13 protein-coding genes are annotated in these 15,669 nt (G+C 39.9%); all 13 read right to left on the bottom strand.

Translation table 11 applies throughout. From position 1 onward, the window contains the following. Window position 1: 1 nt before the first annotated feature. A complete protein-coding gene (locus ACERJO_RS17800; RefSeq protein ID WP_373648373.1) occupies window positions 2-1,177 on the bottom strand; it encodes an ATP phosphoribosyltransferase regulatory subunit in 1,176 nt (391 codons plus the stop codon). 421 nt (window positions 1,178-1,598) lie between these two features. Further along, window positions 1,599-2,114, bottom strand: a complete 516-nt coding sequence (locus ACERJO_RS17795; protein ID WP_373648372.1) for an acyltransferase — start codon at window positions 2,112-2,114, stop codon at window positions 1,599-1,601. Next, the gene (gene ppaX, locus ACERJO_RS17790; RefSeq protein WP_373648371.1) at window positions 2,111-2,761 is read right to left on the bottom strand and encodes a pyrophosphatase PpaX; all 651 of its coding nucleotides are present in this window, start codon (window positions 2,759-2,761) and stop codon (window positions 2,111-2,113) included. The genes ACERJO_RS17795 and ppaX overlap by 4 nt, the downstream gene beginning before the upstream one ends. A 28-nt stretch (window positions 2,762-2,789) precedes the next feature. Continuing rightward, complete coding sequence (lgt, locus tag ACERJO_RS17785; protein ID WP_247106577.1) at window positions 2,790-3,659, bottom strand: prolipoprotein diacylglyceryl transferase; 870 nt, start codon at window positions 3,657-3,659, stop codon at window positions 2,790-2,792. 14 nt (window positions 3,660-3,673) lie between these two features. Beyond that, window positions 3,674-4,612 (bottom strand): HPr(Ser) kinase/phosphatase, encoded by a 939-nt coding sequence (hprK, locus tag ACERJO_RS17780; RefSeq protein WP_247106575.1) that lies wholly within the window; start codon window positions 4,610-4,612, stop codon window positions 3,674-3,676. 217 nt (window positions 4,613-4,829) lie between these two features. Next, window positions 4,830-5,177 (bottom strand): phage holin family protein, encoded by a 348-nt coding sequence (locus ACERJO_RS17775; protein ID WP_373648369.1) that lies wholly within the window; start codon window positions 5,175-5,177, stop codon window positions 4,830-4,832. Window position 5,178: 1 nt separating this feature from the next. Next, window positions 5,179-5,376 (bottom strand): PspC domain-containing protein, encoded by a 198-nt coding sequence (locus ACERJO_RS17770; RefSeq protein ID WP_247106572.1) that lies wholly within the window; start codon window positions 5,374-5,376, stop codon window positions 5,179-5,181. An 11-nt stretch (window positions 5,377-5,387) separates the two neighbouring features. Continuing rightward, entirely contained in the window at window positions 5,388-6,491 is a 1,104-nt protein-coding gene (locus tag ACERJO_RS17765; protein WP_247106570.1) for a DUF4097 family beta strand repeat-containing protein, read from the bottom strand. Window positions 6,492-6,799: 308 nt separating this feature from the next. Next, on the bottom strand, window positions 6,800-9,661 hold the full coding sequence (uvrA, locus tag ACERJO_RS17760; RefSeq protein ID WP_373648367.1) for an excinuclease ABC subunit UvrA: 2,862 nt from the start codon (window positions 9,659-9,661) through the stop codon (window positions 6,800-6,802). Between the two features lie 6 nt (window positions 9,662-9,667). After that, the gene (gene uvrB, locus ACERJO_RS17755) at window positions 9,668-11,644 is read right to left on the bottom strand and encodes an excinuclease ABC subunit UvrB (protein WP_247106567.1); all 1,977 of its coding nucleotides are present in this window, start codon (window positions 11,642-11,644) and stop codon (window positions 9,668-9,670) included. A 669-nt stretch (window positions 11,645-12,313) separates the two neighbouring features. After that, entirely contained in the window at window positions 12,314-12,532 is a 219-nt protein-coding gene (locus ACERJO_RS17750) for a DUF2198 family protein (protein WP_373648365.1), read from the bottom strand. A gap of 119 nt (window positions 12,533-12,651) precedes the next feature. Further along, the gene (locus ACERJO_RS17745) at window positions 12,652-13,452 is read right to left on the bottom strand and encodes a glycerophosphodiester phosphodiesterase (RefSeq protein ID WP_373648364.1); all 801 of its coding nucleotides are present in this window, start codon (window positions 13,450-13,452) and stop codon (window positions 12,652-12,654) included. 684 nt (window positions 13,453-14,136) lie between these two features. Further along, window positions 14,137-15,321 carry a PDZ domain-containing protein gene (locus ACERJO_RS17740; protein ID WP_373648362.1) on the bottom strand — a complete coding sequence of 395 codons (1,185 nt, stop codon included), beginning with the start codon at window positions 15,319-15,321 and terminating at the stop codon, window positions 14,137-14,139. Window positions 15,322-15,669: the final 348 nt, after the last annotated feature.

The raw sequence follows: 15,669 nt of genomic DNA, 5'->3' as shown, positions 1-15,669 counted from the left end.
CCTACACCTCTCCCTTCTTGGCACCGATATAGTAAAGCACCTCTTCATATTGTCCTGACATCGCGTCTACATCTACTACACCAGCAATATCTTGCAGAACAACGGCTTTGCCTGCTTCTCTTAAAGACGCTGCATTCTCAAACGCTTCTTTTCGACGCTCTTTACTAAATAAAATGCACGTTTGCTCTATTCCTTTCGTTTCCCCTAAAGCTTCAATTAACAAATCGAGACGTACGCCAAAGCCTGTTGCTTGACCAGGGCGATCAAATTTGGCTAACAATTCATCGTAACGACCGCCACTGCTTAATGGCACTCCTAAGTTTCCACCATAGCCCTCAAACACAACACCTGTATAATAGCTCATATGCAACACAAGATTAAAGTCAAATTTCACATAGTCTGCGTAACCATAGCTCTCCAATACAGCCAATAGTTCAGACAGCTCTTCAATCGCCTTTAATCCTTGTTGACTTGAAACAAGCTTTCTCGCTTCATCTAATGTTCCTTCATTTCCACGTAGCTTCAATAGACCTAATAATCTCCCTTGGTCAATGGAGGAAAGTGGTAGATTTTTCACATGTTCACGGTAACCAACATAATTTTTTTCATATAGGAAGCGACGTAATGAATCGGCACGCTGTTCACTGCCAACGATCTCTAATAAAAACGCATTTACGAAGCCTACATGCCCTAATGCGACTTTAAAGTGAGACAGGCCGGCACGTTTTAGAGCTGCGATCATAAGTGATATCACTTCACCGTCCGCACTTACCGTTCCATCTCCAATCAATTCAATCCCCACTTGATCAAATTCAGCTGGCTTCCCACCTTCATTTTGCTGTGCACGAAAAACCGTTGATCCATACGCTAAACGAAGTGGATATGCTTCACCTTTCAAGCTCGAAGCAACAAGTCGGGCAATCGGAGCCGTCATATCTGGACGAAGAACGAGTGTATGGCCTTGCTGGTCAAGTAATTTAAATAATTGCTGATCCAAAATGGCTGACTCCGCACCAACCGTCTCATAATACTCTAAAGTTGGTGTTTCAATCATTTGATAACCCCAGCTCGCCATTTCGTGTTCGAGCTGTTCACGTACGTTTTTCTTTGTCACATACATGTGCGGTAGTGTATCTCGCATTCCTATTGGCTTTTCAAACATAAACAACTTAGACATGATTCTAGCCACTCCTTGCAGATTCATTTTATATTCACCAAATACTTTAGTTCGCTAATGTGCTAACAAGTTAAAGATATTAGTAGTGTACACCGTCTTACCATTAGCGTCAACAACAAAAGACGAAATAGTTTAGGAAAAACGCGATAGCGTCTTTTCTTAATTGCGTTGTGCGGAGCCGTTACGATGGATTGAAGTTATTCTGAAGTGGGGTTCTTTCAGAATAACTTGTAACGAGCGAAGCCGACGCACGTCACTGAGTCTGCTTCCGTCTTCTTGGTTCACCACAGTACTTCTAATCATTTTATACTTTCGTATCTTTTAAAAAAAATAATACTCATCACTCTTCAGTATGAAAACCGTCACAACGAAAAAAACGCTGAGGTTAGTGCTTTCACACTTCCCCAGCGAATAACATTTATTAAGTATTTTCACTTTGATGAGTAGACTCGTTCAATTCCCTTATCACTCTCATAGGATTGCCTCCAACAAACGTGTGAGCGGGTACATCTTTATGAACGAGCGTTCCTGCTGAAACGATTGCACCATCACCAATCGTCACACCCGGTAAGACCGTTGTATTAGCACCGACCATCACTCGATCACCAATGATGACATCTCCTAAGCGATATTCTTCAATTAAATATTCATGTGCAAGAATAGTTGTATTGTAGCCAATTATTGAATTGGTTCCAATATGAATACGTTCTGGAAACATGACATCCATCATGACCATTAACGCAACGGCTGTTTCATCGCCAACCTTCATTCGTAATAACCGGCGATACATCCAATTTTTCAGTCCTAGAATAGGTGTATAACGAGCTAGCTGAATCACAATGAAGTTCTTTACTACTTTGAAAAAGGGAACTGTTTTATACACATGCCAAAGAGAATTAGCTGTTTTGACAGGGTAGCGTTCAGTTCTTCGGCTCACTTATGATCAGCTCCTACGATTGGCAGCAGCTCGGCCATCTCATCAATGATATAATCAGCTCCAAAGCTCTTTACCTTATCCATCCCTTTTATTGACCAAGCAACCGCAACTGTTGGTATTCCTAAATTTTTTCCTGATAAAATATCAGAATGGCTATCACCGACCATCATCGATGATTTCTTCTTAGAGCCTAATTGCTCCAGCGCTTTTTCAAGTGGTTCAGGGTGTGGCTTTGCATGCTTGACATCATCTAAACCAATGACAACATCAAAGAATTGGTCTAGCTTCATTAGCTGTAACCCCATCAATGCCGTTTTGCGAATTTTTGTTGTGACGATGGCTAGCTTATAGCCTTGCTTATGTAGCCTTTCAATCGTCTCATACACCCCAACATACTCTGTCACAAGCTCGTCATGCATTCGATGGTTAAACTCTCGATAATGAGTCACCATCTCATCAACTCGACCTGGATCAACAGATTGAAAGCTATCTACTAGTGGGGGCCCGATAAATTCAATCACTTTTTCACGGTTATACTCACCTGGGTGAAAATGGTCAAGTGTGTGTAGGAACGACTCAATTATTAAATCATTCGTATTAATTAACGTTCCATCTAAATCAAAAAGTATCGTATCAATTGTTGGCATTCGTAAGCTTCCTTTCAATCACTACAGCTTATTTTTTCTTTTTCTTAGCACTCTTTTGCTTTGTACTCTTTTTCTTCTTAGCTTCTGGCAATGCCGGATCATGGTAGCGAGGTGTATCTGGTTGTCTACGACGGTAGATCATTAGGATAACCGCCCCAATAACAAGAAGCACCGAAACGACCTGTGCCGTCTTCAAGCCACCGACAAGTAAGAAATCTAGACGGATTTCTTCAATAAAGAAACGGCCTACAGAATACCAAATAAGATATGATAAGAATATTTCCCCTTGGCGCACACTAAAGCGACGAAGCCAAAGTAATAAGACTAGCCCAAGCAAATTCCAAATCGATTCATATAAAAATGTCGGATGATAATAGGTGCCGCCTATGTACATTTGATTAATAATAAATTCAGGTAAAAACAGTCCTTCAAGAAATTCTCTTGTAACAGGTCCCCCATAAACTTCTTGGTTCATGAAATTCCCCCACCGTCCGACGGCTTGACCTAAAATGATACTAGGTGCAACTACGTCAGCTAACTGCCAAAAAGATAAATTTTTCTTTTTTGTGAACACATAGCATGTAAGCACAGCACCGATTAAAGCACCATGAATCGCTAATCCACCTTCCCAAATCTTAATGACATCTATTGGGTTATCGGCAAAATGCTCCCATCGAAATACGACATAATATAGTCTTGCAGAAAGAATCGAAATCGGAATACCATATAGTAATAAATCAGCAATCGTATCCTTAGGCATTCCTCTCTTCACAGCTTCTCTAGATGCTAAGAAATAACCTAGAAAGACTCCAAATCCAATTAAAATTCCATACCAATAAATCGTAAAAGGTCCAAGCTCTAAAAACACCGGATTTAGTGGTTCAATTTGCCCCTCCACTCAACTCACTCCTCTTAATGGAAATCATCATGATCTCCTTCTTCAATAACATTCGATAATCGTTTTGTAAATTCTTGTGCCGCATCATACCCCAATCGCTTTAAGCGAAAGTTCATGGCAGCTACTTCTATAATAACCGCTAAGTTACGACCAGGTCTAACAGGAACCGTTAATTTCGTAATATCTGTATCAATAATTTTCATTTTTTCTTCTTCCAAGCCTAATCGATCATACGCCTTTTTCTGATCCCAAAGCTCCAAATTAACACAAAGGACAATTCGTTTAAAAGGACGAACCGCACCTGCTCCAAACAGCGTCATCACATTAATAATACCTAATCCACGAATTTCGAGTAAATGCTGAATCAACTCTGGAGAACTACCAATTAACGTTCCTTCTGTATCTTGACGAATCTCAACAGAATCATCGGCTACAAGACGGTGACCACGTCGTACGAGGTCAAGAGCTGTTTCACTTTTACCAACACCACTATTACCTGTAATTAAAACGCCAACACCATAAATATCCACTAACACACCATGAATGGCTGTTGTTGGTGCCATCTGACTTTCAAGGTACGTAGTTAAGCTACTACTTAATCTTGTTGTTGAAAAAGATGATCTCAGCAAAGGAAGACCGACCTTTTCCGCTTCTTCAATTAACTCTTGTGGCGGCTCCATCCCACGAGTAATAATAATTCCAGGGGTATCATATGTACAGAGCTTGTCCATTCTTTCTTTTTTGACAATTGGATCCATATGTTCAAGAAAGGTCAATTCTGTTCGTCCAAGTAATTGTAACCGTTTAACAGGATAGAAATTAAAATATCCCGCAATCTCAATCCCAGGACGTGAAATATCACTCATTGGAATCTTTCGGTGAATTCCTTCTTCACCGGCTAAAATTTCTAAATCAAATTTCTCTACAATATCCTTGACTGTCACCTTATCCATAATCTATCCCACCCTTTTCGTTCTAACAAGCTGTCAGCAAAATGCAACAAATGTGCTTATACACATTCTAGCATGTTCAACCGGACATCGCTATGACCATGAGTTTGTAAAAGGAGCGATAGCAAAAAGCACCACCTGTAAAAACATGAGCACTGAAAAAGTTAATTTGTACTTTTACAGTACCCACGTACAAAAAGAAAGTGGTGCTCTCATTCAATTATTTCTTCTTTAACGGTTTGATAACAAAGGTTTGCGCTAATGCAATTAAAATAGCAGCTAATACCGCTGTGAAAAAGCCATCAATGACAAAGGCATCACTCATCATCCACGCTGTTAACATTAAGGTTACAGCGCTAATAACAAATAAAAAGAGACCTAATGTTAAAATCGTAATCGGAAATGTGAATATAACTAAAATTGGGCGGACAATCATATTGACAATCGAAAGTAATAAGCTTGCTAAAATCGCTGTTCCAAAGCCAGCTATCTCAAAGCCCGAAAATAAGTACGCAATGCCCATTAGGACAAGTGCATTTAATACTAATCCAATGAGCCAACGTAACATATTAAGACACATCCTCTTCATTTGGGATAATAAAGGCACCGATAATATAAGCAACTAACATAGGGAATCCTATAGAAATACAAAACAAAATAACCATGACAATTCTAATAATCGTTGCATCGATTTTAAAGTAATCAGCAAGCCCACCACATATGCCTGCTAACTTCCGATCATATTGTGAGCGATATAATCGTTTCATTGTTAACCACCTCAGTTTACTTGATCTTTTACGACAATTGAGCCGGTATTCGTTAATGCATTCACTTTCACTCGCGGAGATGATTGCTGGTTACCGATAAACGTTAATTGCTTTTGGGCAAACTCCTTCTTCTCTTCAAGCTTTTCATGATCATACATTCCGACTGAAAACCCTCCGACATTTGTCTTTAATTTCCCTTCAACTCGTAAGCTCTTTGGAACGACTAAGTGTATACTACCTGTTGCTGCTTTTAAATCGGCATATCCTGATTCATCTAGTCGGCCAACATGATACGTGATCGACCCATTGACAGACTCAGCATCTAAATCTTGTACTTGACCATCGATTGTAATGGCACCATTTAATGTTTTCACATCAACGAGCTCTGCTTTTGATTGTGTCAAATCAATGGCGCCATTCACTGTCTCAGCAATTAGCTTTTTCGACTGTACATCAGTTAATTTCAATGAACCGTTCATCGCATTAATATCAAACGTATCGATTTCTATCCTTTCCCCAATAATTTGACCATTAAACGTATACAGCTTCACATGTTCAAATTCCCTTCGAGGTACATAGATAACGGTTTGCACTTTTATTGATTTTGTTTTCGTATGAAAAAGCATACGTTGTTCGGATATACGAAAGGAGCATTCATCTAGGAAAATTCGACGTGCTTCTTCTAAATCCTTCGCCCGATAAACCTTCGCTGTACATTCAACTCGGACGTCCTTTTCATCCCACGGTTGAAACGTAATCGAACCATTTTCTAAGGAGACATCAATGGAGGTCGGGGAATGTTCGCGATGCTGGAAAATATGATCGACATCAAACGATGCGCCAAAATTAAAATCGAGATCGACATCTTTAATTTTTTGAATGGCACTATCAATGAAAGAAGTAAATAAGTTCGTCGTTGATGTTCGAGAATGACGGGCACGCTCCCTGTAGGAATCCCCTTCATCCCAGTTCACCTTAGTAGTCACTTCAGACTTAGCTTCCTGATTTGGCTCGATAGGCTCTTTGTCTTCAATTGCTTCTAATAGCTTTACTCCTTCTTCGGCAGTAATCTTCCCATCCTCAATCATCTTCAATATCATCTTACGCTCTTCCATTACTTAGTCCCTCCTAAAAGAAATTTGATAAGAAAACCGCGATTGCGGCTTTAATTACGTGGTGCTGAGCCGTTACAATGGTTTTACGTTTTTTTGAAAGTGGGGTTCTTTCAGAAAAACGTGTAACGTGCGAAGCCAACGCCCTTCATTGAATGATCCCGTTAGCTTCTTCGGTTTTTCTCACTTTTCTTCCTCGAATTTTATACATTCTTACTTTTTAAGAAAACCGCGATTGCGGCTTTTCTTAGGGTCTATTTACATTTTACCCTAGATTTCTTCCACGAATGTTATTCTTACTTAAAATCTACTCACACACTTTCAACCACTCGCTCTTCCATTCTTCTACGATCTCGTTCAAGAATAGGTTTCAAATATTGTCCGGTATAGGAGCCTTTTATTTCTGCTACTTTCTCTGGTGTGCCTTCCGCAACAATTTGTCCTCCTTTATCGCCACCTTCTGGGCCTAGATCAATAATATGATCAACGGTTTTAATGACATCTAGATTATGTTCAATGACAATAACGGAATCACCGTTATTAACAAGTCTTTGCAATACATTTAATAAGCGGTCAATATCATCAACATGTAACCCGGTTGTCGGCTCATCTAAAATGTACAACGTTTTCCCTGTTGCTCGTTTATGAAGCTGGGAGGCAAGCTTCACTCGCTGCGCTTCTCCACCAGATAATGTCGTTGCTGCCTGTCCGAGCTTTATATAACCTAATCCGACATCAAGCAACGTTTGAATCTTCCGGTTGATTTTCGGAATATTTTCAAAGAAGATTAAGCTCTCTTCAACCGTCATACTAAGCACATCAGCAATCGTCTTTCCTTTATAGGTTATTTCTAACGTTTCACGATTATAACGTTTTCCTTCACACACCTCACATGGCACATATACATCAGGTAAGAAATGCATTTCAATTTTAATGATACCGTCACCACGACATGCTTCACAGCGTCCACCTTTTACGTTAAAGCTAAAGCGCCCCTTCTTATACCCTCTCACCTTCGCTTCATTCGTCATCGCAAAAACATCACGAATATCATCAAAGACTCCTGTATATGTTGCTGGATTCGAGCGTGGTGTTCGGCCAATTGGCGATTGGTCAATATCGATCACTTTATCAATTTCGTCCAGGCCCGTGATTTCCTTGTGAGCACCAGGCTTCTCTTTTGCACGATGGAGCTTTTGAGCCAAAGCCTTATGAACAATTCCATTAATGAGGGTACTCTTTCCTGATCCCGAAACCCCCGTTACCGCTGTAAATACACCTAAAGGGAAAGTAACCGTCACATTTTTTAAATTGTTTTCACTCGCCTTTTTAACAGTGAAGGAGCGCCCCGCGCTTCGTCTACGCTCATGCGGAACCGGAATAAACCTTTTCCCAGCCAAATATTGACCTGTTAAAGATTGTTCATTTACCATAATTTCCTGCGGTGTTCCTTGTGCCGTTATTTCTCCACCATGGATTCCAGCTCCAGGTCCAATGTCAATAATATAATCAGCTGCCAACATCGTATCTTCATCATGCTCGACAACGATTAACGTATTCCCTAAATTCCTCATATGTTCAAGTGTTTGAATGAGACGATCATTATCTCGTTGATGTAAGCCAATCGATGGTTCATCTAATATATATAGAACACCCATTAACGATGAGCCAATTTGCGTAGCTAAACGAATTCGTTGGGCCTCACCACCTGATAGTGTTCCCGCAGCTCGATCTAATGACAAATAATCAAGCCCTACATTTACAAGGAAGCCTAAACGATCGTTAATTTCCTTTAAAATAAGTCGAGCAATCGCGTAATCCTTTTCACTTAACTGTAAGCTCTCAAAGAAAATCAACGCATCCTTCACCGATAAAGCAGCTACTTGTCCGAGATGAGAACCACCTATAAAGACAGCGCGCGCTTCCTTTTTGAGTCGATACCCTTTACAAGTTGGACATTTCTTCTGCGTCATGTATGCTTCCATTTGCTCCCGAATGTAATCCGAGCTTGTTTCATGATAACGACGACTAATATTATGAATGACACCTTCAAATAAAATATCATTCTCACGTACTTGACCAAATTCATTTTCGTAACGGAAATAAATTCTCTCAGACCCGCTACCAAACAACACTTTATCTAGCAAATTGGCAGGCAATTGATCAATAGCCGTATCCATGTCAATTTGATAATGAGAGCAAACCGCTTCGAGCAACTTTGGGTAATATTGCGAGCTCGTAGGCTCCCAAGCAATGATCGCACCTTCACGTATTGTCTTTGAACGGTCTGGGATAACGAGATCAACATCAACTTCGAGCTTTAACCCTAAACCATCACACGTCGGACACGCTCCAAATGGACTGTTAAAAGAGAACATTCGTGGCTCTAATTCTTGTATCGAAAAGCCACACTCTGGACAAGCATGGTGCTGACTAAATAACAGCTCTTCGTCACCGATAACATCGACTAATACTCGACCATCTGCTAATGCAAGTGCCGTCTCTAGTGAATCGGCGAGGCGGGTTTCAATTCCTTCCTTCATGACAACACGGTCAATGACAACTTCGATGTTATGCTTTTTATTTTTCTCTAGTGTCACTTCATCTGCAACTTCATACATTTCTCCATTAATGCGCATCCGAACGTAGCCTTGCTTCTTAATATCTTCAAGTGCTTTCGCATGCGTTCCTTTACGTCCTGAGACGATCGGTGCGAGAATTTGCATTTTCGTTCGCTCCGGGAAATCCTTCAAACGGTCGACCATTTGTTGAATCGTTTGTGATGTTATTTCGATTCCATGCTTCGGACAGACAGGCTTTCCAATCCGAGCATAGAGAAGACGTAAATAATCAAAAATCTCCGTTACTGTCCCGACGGTTGAACGTGGGTTACGGCTTGTCGTTTTCTGATCGATCGAAATCGCCGGAGACAGCCCTTCAATTGCATCGACATCTGGCTTATCCATTTGCCCTAGAAATTGACGTGCATAGGCGGATAATGATTCAACATACCGTCTTTGACCTTCAGCATAAATCGTATCAAATGCTAATGATGATTTACCAGATCCAGATAAGCCCGTTAATACAACGAGCTTATCACGTGGAATGGTTACATCAATATTTTTTAAATTGTGTGATCGTGCTCCCTTTACAACGATTTCTTCTAAAGCCACCACACATCACCCCTCTGCTTTTAATTCTAAAATAAGATCACGTAACTCTGCCGCTCTCTCGAAATTCAACTCACGTGCAGCATCCTTCATTTCTTGCTCCATCCGCTCAAGCATGGCATCCTTTTCTTTCTTACTTAGCTTCGCTTTCGGTCTACTGTAACCATCTTCTGTCGATTCTGCAACAAGAGTCGCTTGGATCACTTCTGGTATTTTCTTTTGAATTGTTTTAGGCGTAATACCGTTTCTCTCGTTATGTTCTTCCTGCAAAGTACGACGGCGCTTTGTCTCATCGAGGGCGATCTTCATCGACTTTGTGATTTTATCAGCGTACATAATGACATGCCCATTTGAATTTCGCGCTGCACGGCCAATCGTCTGAATTAGCGAGCGATCAGAACGTAAGAAGCCTTCTTTATCCGCATCTAAAATCGCAACTAATGAAACTTCAGGAATATCGAGACCTTCCCGTAATAAATTGATTCCAACCAATACATCAAACGTCCCCATACGTAGCTGACGAATAATCTCAATCCGCTCAAGCGTCTTTATTTCAGAATGCAAGTATCGCACTCGAATACCGATCTCTTTCAAATAATCAGTTAAATCCTCCGACATCTTCTTCGTTAACGTCGTCACGAGTACGCGCTCATTTTTCTCGACACGCTCATGAATTTCACCAATTAGATCATCAATTTGGCCTTCAATCGGACGAACATCAATCGTTGGATCTAATAAACCAGTTGGGCGAATAATTTGCTCAACCATTTCAGGTGAATGCTCTAGCTCATAAGATCCTGGTGTTGCTGATACATACACAGCTTGATTCACCTTTTTTTCAAATTCTTCAAACCGTAATGGACGGTTATCAAGAGCTGAGGGAAGTCGAAAACCATGATTCACAAGCACCTCTTTACGCGCTCTATCTCCATTGTACATACCACGCACTTGTGGAAGCGAAACATGGGACTCATCCATAATTAATAGGAAATCCTCAGGAAAGAAGTCAATTAATGTATACGGTGTCGCTCCAGATTCACGTAATGTTAAATGACGAGAATAGTTTTCAATCCCCGAGCAAAACCCCATTTCACTCATCATTTCAATATCATATCGAGTACGCTGCTCCAACCGCTGCGCTTCTAGTAGCTTGCCCTCTTCTCTCAGGTCAGCAAGCCTCTCCTCCAGCTCTTTCTCAATATTTGCGATCGCTATTTTCATCTTTTCTTCACGTGTAACGAAGTGAGATGCTGGGAAAATGGCAACATGATTCCGTTCCCCTTTTATTTCACCGGTTAAACTATCTACCTCGGTAATCCGATCAATTTCATCACCAAAAAACTCAATACGGATACACTGTTCATCACGAGATGCTGGGAAAATTTCAACGACATCACCACGAACACGAAACGTTCCGCGAACAAAGTTAAGATCATTCCGATCATATTGGATGTCGACGAGTTGACGGAGTAAATCATTCCTTTCAATTTCCATCCCAATTCGAAGTGAAACTACGAGGTCACGATATTCCTCAGGCGAACCTAAACCGTATATACAAGACACACTCGCAATAATAATGACATCGTTTCGTTCAAATAAAGCGCTTGTCGCCGAGTGTCTCAGCTTATCAATTTCATCGTTAATGCTCGAATCCTTTTCAATAAACGTATCTGAGCTAGGCACATAAGCCTCTGGCTGATAATAATCATAATAACTCACAAAATACTCAACAGCATTATTCGGGAAAAATTCCTTAAACTCACTATATAGCTGACCTGCCAACGTTTTATTATGAGCCATAATTAACGTTGGTTTATTGATAGCTTGAATAACATTCGACATCGTGAATGTTTTCCCAGTCCCCGTCGCTCCTAAAAGTGTTTGATGCTTAGCATTCTGTCGGATTCCTTCAACAATCTTTTCAATCGCCTTGGGCTGGTCCCCCTCAGGCTTGTAAGGCGACACTAATTCAAATGACCCATTCATCAAACTTCCTCCTTCCGAACCTTTTATGTAGCCGTCATTATAGCTCGTTCCATCCATCTTAAATAGCATATTTCAAAAAGTTACCATACAGCACTATTATAGAACAAATGTTCCTGATATGCAAAAAATAAATTGAGACTTAGACATAGCGAAAGTACTTAGTAAAGAATTAGAATCGTGCACGAACGTAGAGGATGAAATTTGCGCATAATCCTATTGAATGAAATATACATATACTTCAGGGTGATTTTATTTACAACGTCACGTATTTGTTCTGATTCTTATTCATTAAAACACTTTTGTCCTAGCATCTACAAGCATCGTGCTGATCTATTACAAGGACTTGAGCTTTTTGGTAAGTAGAACGTGTATCAACTGAAGCAGATCCTCTCTCCATTCTTTTACCTACACTCTCTTATTAGTCTTCCTTTAATTTTATAACCTCAGACCTTTTAAAATATTGATTCCATATCACGGATTATATATGGAGATGTATTTTTCAAATATTCCACACTACTATCCGATTCATGGTCATTAACTAACATGATACAATTTGATATTTTCAACCCGATAATCCGAATACCCTAAATATAATAAGTGGGCATAGACGAAAATCTCTTTCCTCATACAAAAGATAAAAAGAGCATCCTGTCCTCACACGGATACTCCTTACATACCTGGCTTACGCTCCAATACTTTCTTCGCTACTAGCAAACCGACGACAAATGAGCCGATCGCTATCCCTATTACCCAAAACGGTTGCTCATGCACGCCTAATACAAACGCAATCATGAGTGTTACAATCGTTGCTCCGACTAGGCTAAAGGTTACACGGGTTACAATAACCATCACCAAAAACGGAACAACTAATATGAACAATATATCCAACTGTTATACCCCTTTTTCTCTGCAATACATCTATCACCTATATTATAGAGCTTTCTTAAACAAATCTCTAGAAAAAGGATTCCTTAACCACAGAAAGATCAACTTGCTACATTTTGATATCATTTAAAATATTCCATCAACCTTAAGTCATCAGTAATAATTCCCGTCACTCCACGATTTAGCCACTTTTTTATATCCTTTCGTTTATTGACGGTGTACATGTAGACTAGCAAACCTTTCGTTCTAGCATGCTTCACAAAAAATGGAGAGGTATAACGAGCGTTCAGACATACCCCATCGGCATACTTTTCAATATGTGAAAGCTGCTTTTTACCACGATAGCCACTTTTCGGACGACTGATAATTTGAATAAGTGGAAACGTCACGTTCTTTTTTCTTAATAAATGGAGGAGTTCCTCATCGAACGATTGAACGATCACGACATCCATTAAATGATAATATTCAATTAATTCATTCAGTTTTGTCACCATATACTCTGAACGATGATTTGCTTTAATCTCTATACAGTAATGAACATGGTCACCGAAAGCTTGAAAGACATCCACTAATGTTGGAATTTCTGCTCCTGCATATCTCACATCAAACCATGAACCGGCATCGAGCTTTTTTAATTGGGCTAACGTATAATGGCTCACGTCCCCACTTGCATTTGTCGTTCGATCAACTGTGTCATCATGAATGACGACAAGATGACCATCCTGACTCAATTGTATGTCTAACTCAATGTAATCCGCACCCATTTCTACCGCTTGTTCGAACGCTTCAATCGTATTTTCCGGAGCATGTTCAGAGGCCCCACGATGAGCAAAAAAAGAAACATGTGAATAAGCATGAGCCTCTCCACCTAAACTCGTAAAAACGAAAACAACTATCACCATTGTACATATGAAACGTTTCACATACATTGCTCCTTTCAGGATAAGAAAAAATGCGTATCTTTCTTTATCTTATCTTTCCAAAAAGAAGCATTTAGTATTCTTTAAGAACAATACGTATCAAGCTTTCCTCAATAGACAACATTTCGCTCATTGCCTCGAGGTTATTCAAAAATCACCTTTGTCCTGTAACGATAGATGAGCTTACTATTAAAATCCTTCAGTTAAATCGTTGGATCGAGAGTTTTGTTTGACACTTACTCTATACATAAACGTTCTCCGCGTTCCTTTATTTTCTCCTTACTGCCATATTTCCTCCCTTTACGTTCCTCTCTTTCCTCTATTTCATCATTATCTACGACATTTCATGCGTTTTTCCGCAAATAGCGGAACGTCGAGCATCTTACTAGCTCTTCTCTCATGTATACAGCCTATTAGAGGAATGATGATGTCCTAATATGGCCTGTTCAAAAAAAAGAAAACAAGCTCTTTTTGAACACCGTACAGAGCAGTCTTTTCTTAATTCCGTTGTGCTGAGCCGTTACAACGGGATTGAGATATTCTAATAGTGAGGCTTTTTCATAAATGCGTGTAACGATCGATACCAACTACTCTTGCTAATCCATTTTTATTCTTCTTACTATTTTATTAATTCCAATTCAATGATAAAAACGACTGCCATTACGACAGTCGTCAAAAATATTCATTTTATATTGAATCCTGCCACTGGTGATCTTGATTTACAAATAATACACCTATTTGATGATGCTCCCCGTCATAAAGAGCTGTTTGTGCAAACCGTATCTCTCCATTCAAATCAACGACTTCAAGCTTACAAAAAGCACTGTTCACTTGCAGACGCTCATAAAAGTCATGCTCATTATGGATAAGCTTTCCATTAACCTTTCGAATCGTTTCTCCAACATGAAGCTTCATCTTTTCAGCTGGACTTCCCGGTAAAATCCCAACGATGATACATCCAGTTGGCCTGGAAGAAAAGTAAGGAGGTTGGTCCTCATCACGCTTTTTAAATAAAAAGATAATAACCTCACGCGCAATGATCAAGCCAATCGCTAAAATGAGAGCAATCCATGAAAAGAAATAAGTACCTATTGAAAGGACCAGTGCCCCTAACCCGAGTAGCAACACCAGCTGACCATATTTTCGAATCGCCGATGGTGGGTAAAAGCCTCGAACTCGGAGCTGAAAACCAATTAACAATGGAAAAACAATCGGTTGTAACGAAAGCTCTCCTATTGAGAGAATTGGCCAAAAAGGAAGAGTTGGGATCATCCCTTCTGGTACAAATGCGATGACAGGTAAGATCCATAAGCGATTAGCATCATGATAACCAATCCACTTTCCTCGTTTACTCTTTTCTAAACGCGGTGATGTATGAGTAAGTCCATTCGTCCGAATTAAAATCCCCTCTGCCATAAGTGATACTGCTAACAAAATAGCGACAGACGTTATATCAGTCGACTGTATCGCATCAGCAATTGGACGAAACCAATCAAAGGCCTGGAAAAAAGGAGTAAAAACATAGATTAGTAGTAATAAGCCAAGCACGTACGTTGGCGTAACAAAACGAGTTCGTAACGAAAAAGCTAAGATTAAGTAGAGCGCACTCACGAGTAAGAGCCATTGAATTGATACTGTCAGCCCTATTAAAATCGTTACAATCGAAACATACACACCCATGACGAAAGCAGGCAGAAACGGAATAAGGAAATCGGCCCTCTTCCCGTACACTCGTGTGTGAAACGACTTTCTTTCCGATTTAATTCGTAAATAAGAAAGAAATAACGTCATTCCAATCCCAATATATAATAAAGGATTTGCAAAAAAATAAGCTATGAAGATTCCAATTGCTTGTAAGATGTCTACTACCATTGCACATGCTCCTTCAATTTCTTATAAGCGTCTTATTAGAGGTTGTTCAAAAAAGAAGGTCTTCCCTACTTGAATGACCTTTTTCGTGCTTTTTGAACAGGCTTTATTAGCCAATCATGAAAGTAGGCTTGCTTCATGACCACGTGTCACAATCAGCGCAGGATGAGAATCGTTGAATCGTCATCCTGATCAATGAAGAATGAGGTAGTAAACAGGGCACTCCCCATCCACTACCTCCTACATTCGACAACGATGAGTCATATTCCTTTTTCTTTTTCAATTACTTTACTTTCAATCAAAAAGGGCTACTTACCTCAAAGCACTAAGTGTAGTCGCTACATGTTTTAA

The organism is Halalkalibacter sp. AB-rgal2 (genome assembly GCF_041821005.1).
Taxonomy (GTDB): Bacteria; Bacillota; Bacilli; order Bacillales; family Bacillaceae_D; genus Halalkalibacter.
This window is presented reverse-complemented; position numbering and strand designations above follow the sequence as displayed.

Bases quoted from the DNA above. Each gene is read 5' to 3' on its own strand.
- hprK (WP_247106575.1), bottom strand. From the start codon at position 4,612: ATGGATAAGGTGACAGTCAAGGATATTGTAGAGAAATTTGATTTAGAA.
- ACERJO_RS17775 (WP_373648369.1), bottom strand. From the start codon at position 5,177: ATGTTACGTTGGCTCATTGGATTAGTATTAAATGCACTTGTCCTAATG.
- uvrB (WP_247106567.1), bottom strand. From the start codon at position 11,644: ATGAATGGGTCATTTGAATTAGTGTCGCCTTACAAGCCTGAGGGGGAC.
- ACERJO_RS17740 (WP_373648362.1), bottom strand. From the start codon at position 15,321: ATGGTAGTAGACATCTTACAAGCAATTGGAATCTTCATAGCTTATTTT.
- ACERJO_RS17770 (WP_247106572.1), bottom strand. From the start codon at position 5,376: ATGAAACGATTATATCGCTCACAATATGATCGGAAGTTAGCAGGCATA.
- ppaX (WP_373648371.1), bottom strand. From the start codon at position 2,761: ATGCCAACAATTGATACGATACTTTTTGATTTAGATGGAACGTTAATT.
- ACERJO_RS17800 (WP_373648373.1), bottom strand. From the start codon at position 1,177: ATGTCTAAGTTGTTTATGTTTGAAAAGCCAATAGGAATGCGAGATACA.
- ACERJO_RS17765 (WP_247106570.1), bottom strand. From the start codon at position 6,491: ATGGAAGAGCGTAAGATGATATTGAAGATGATTGAGGATGGGAAGATT.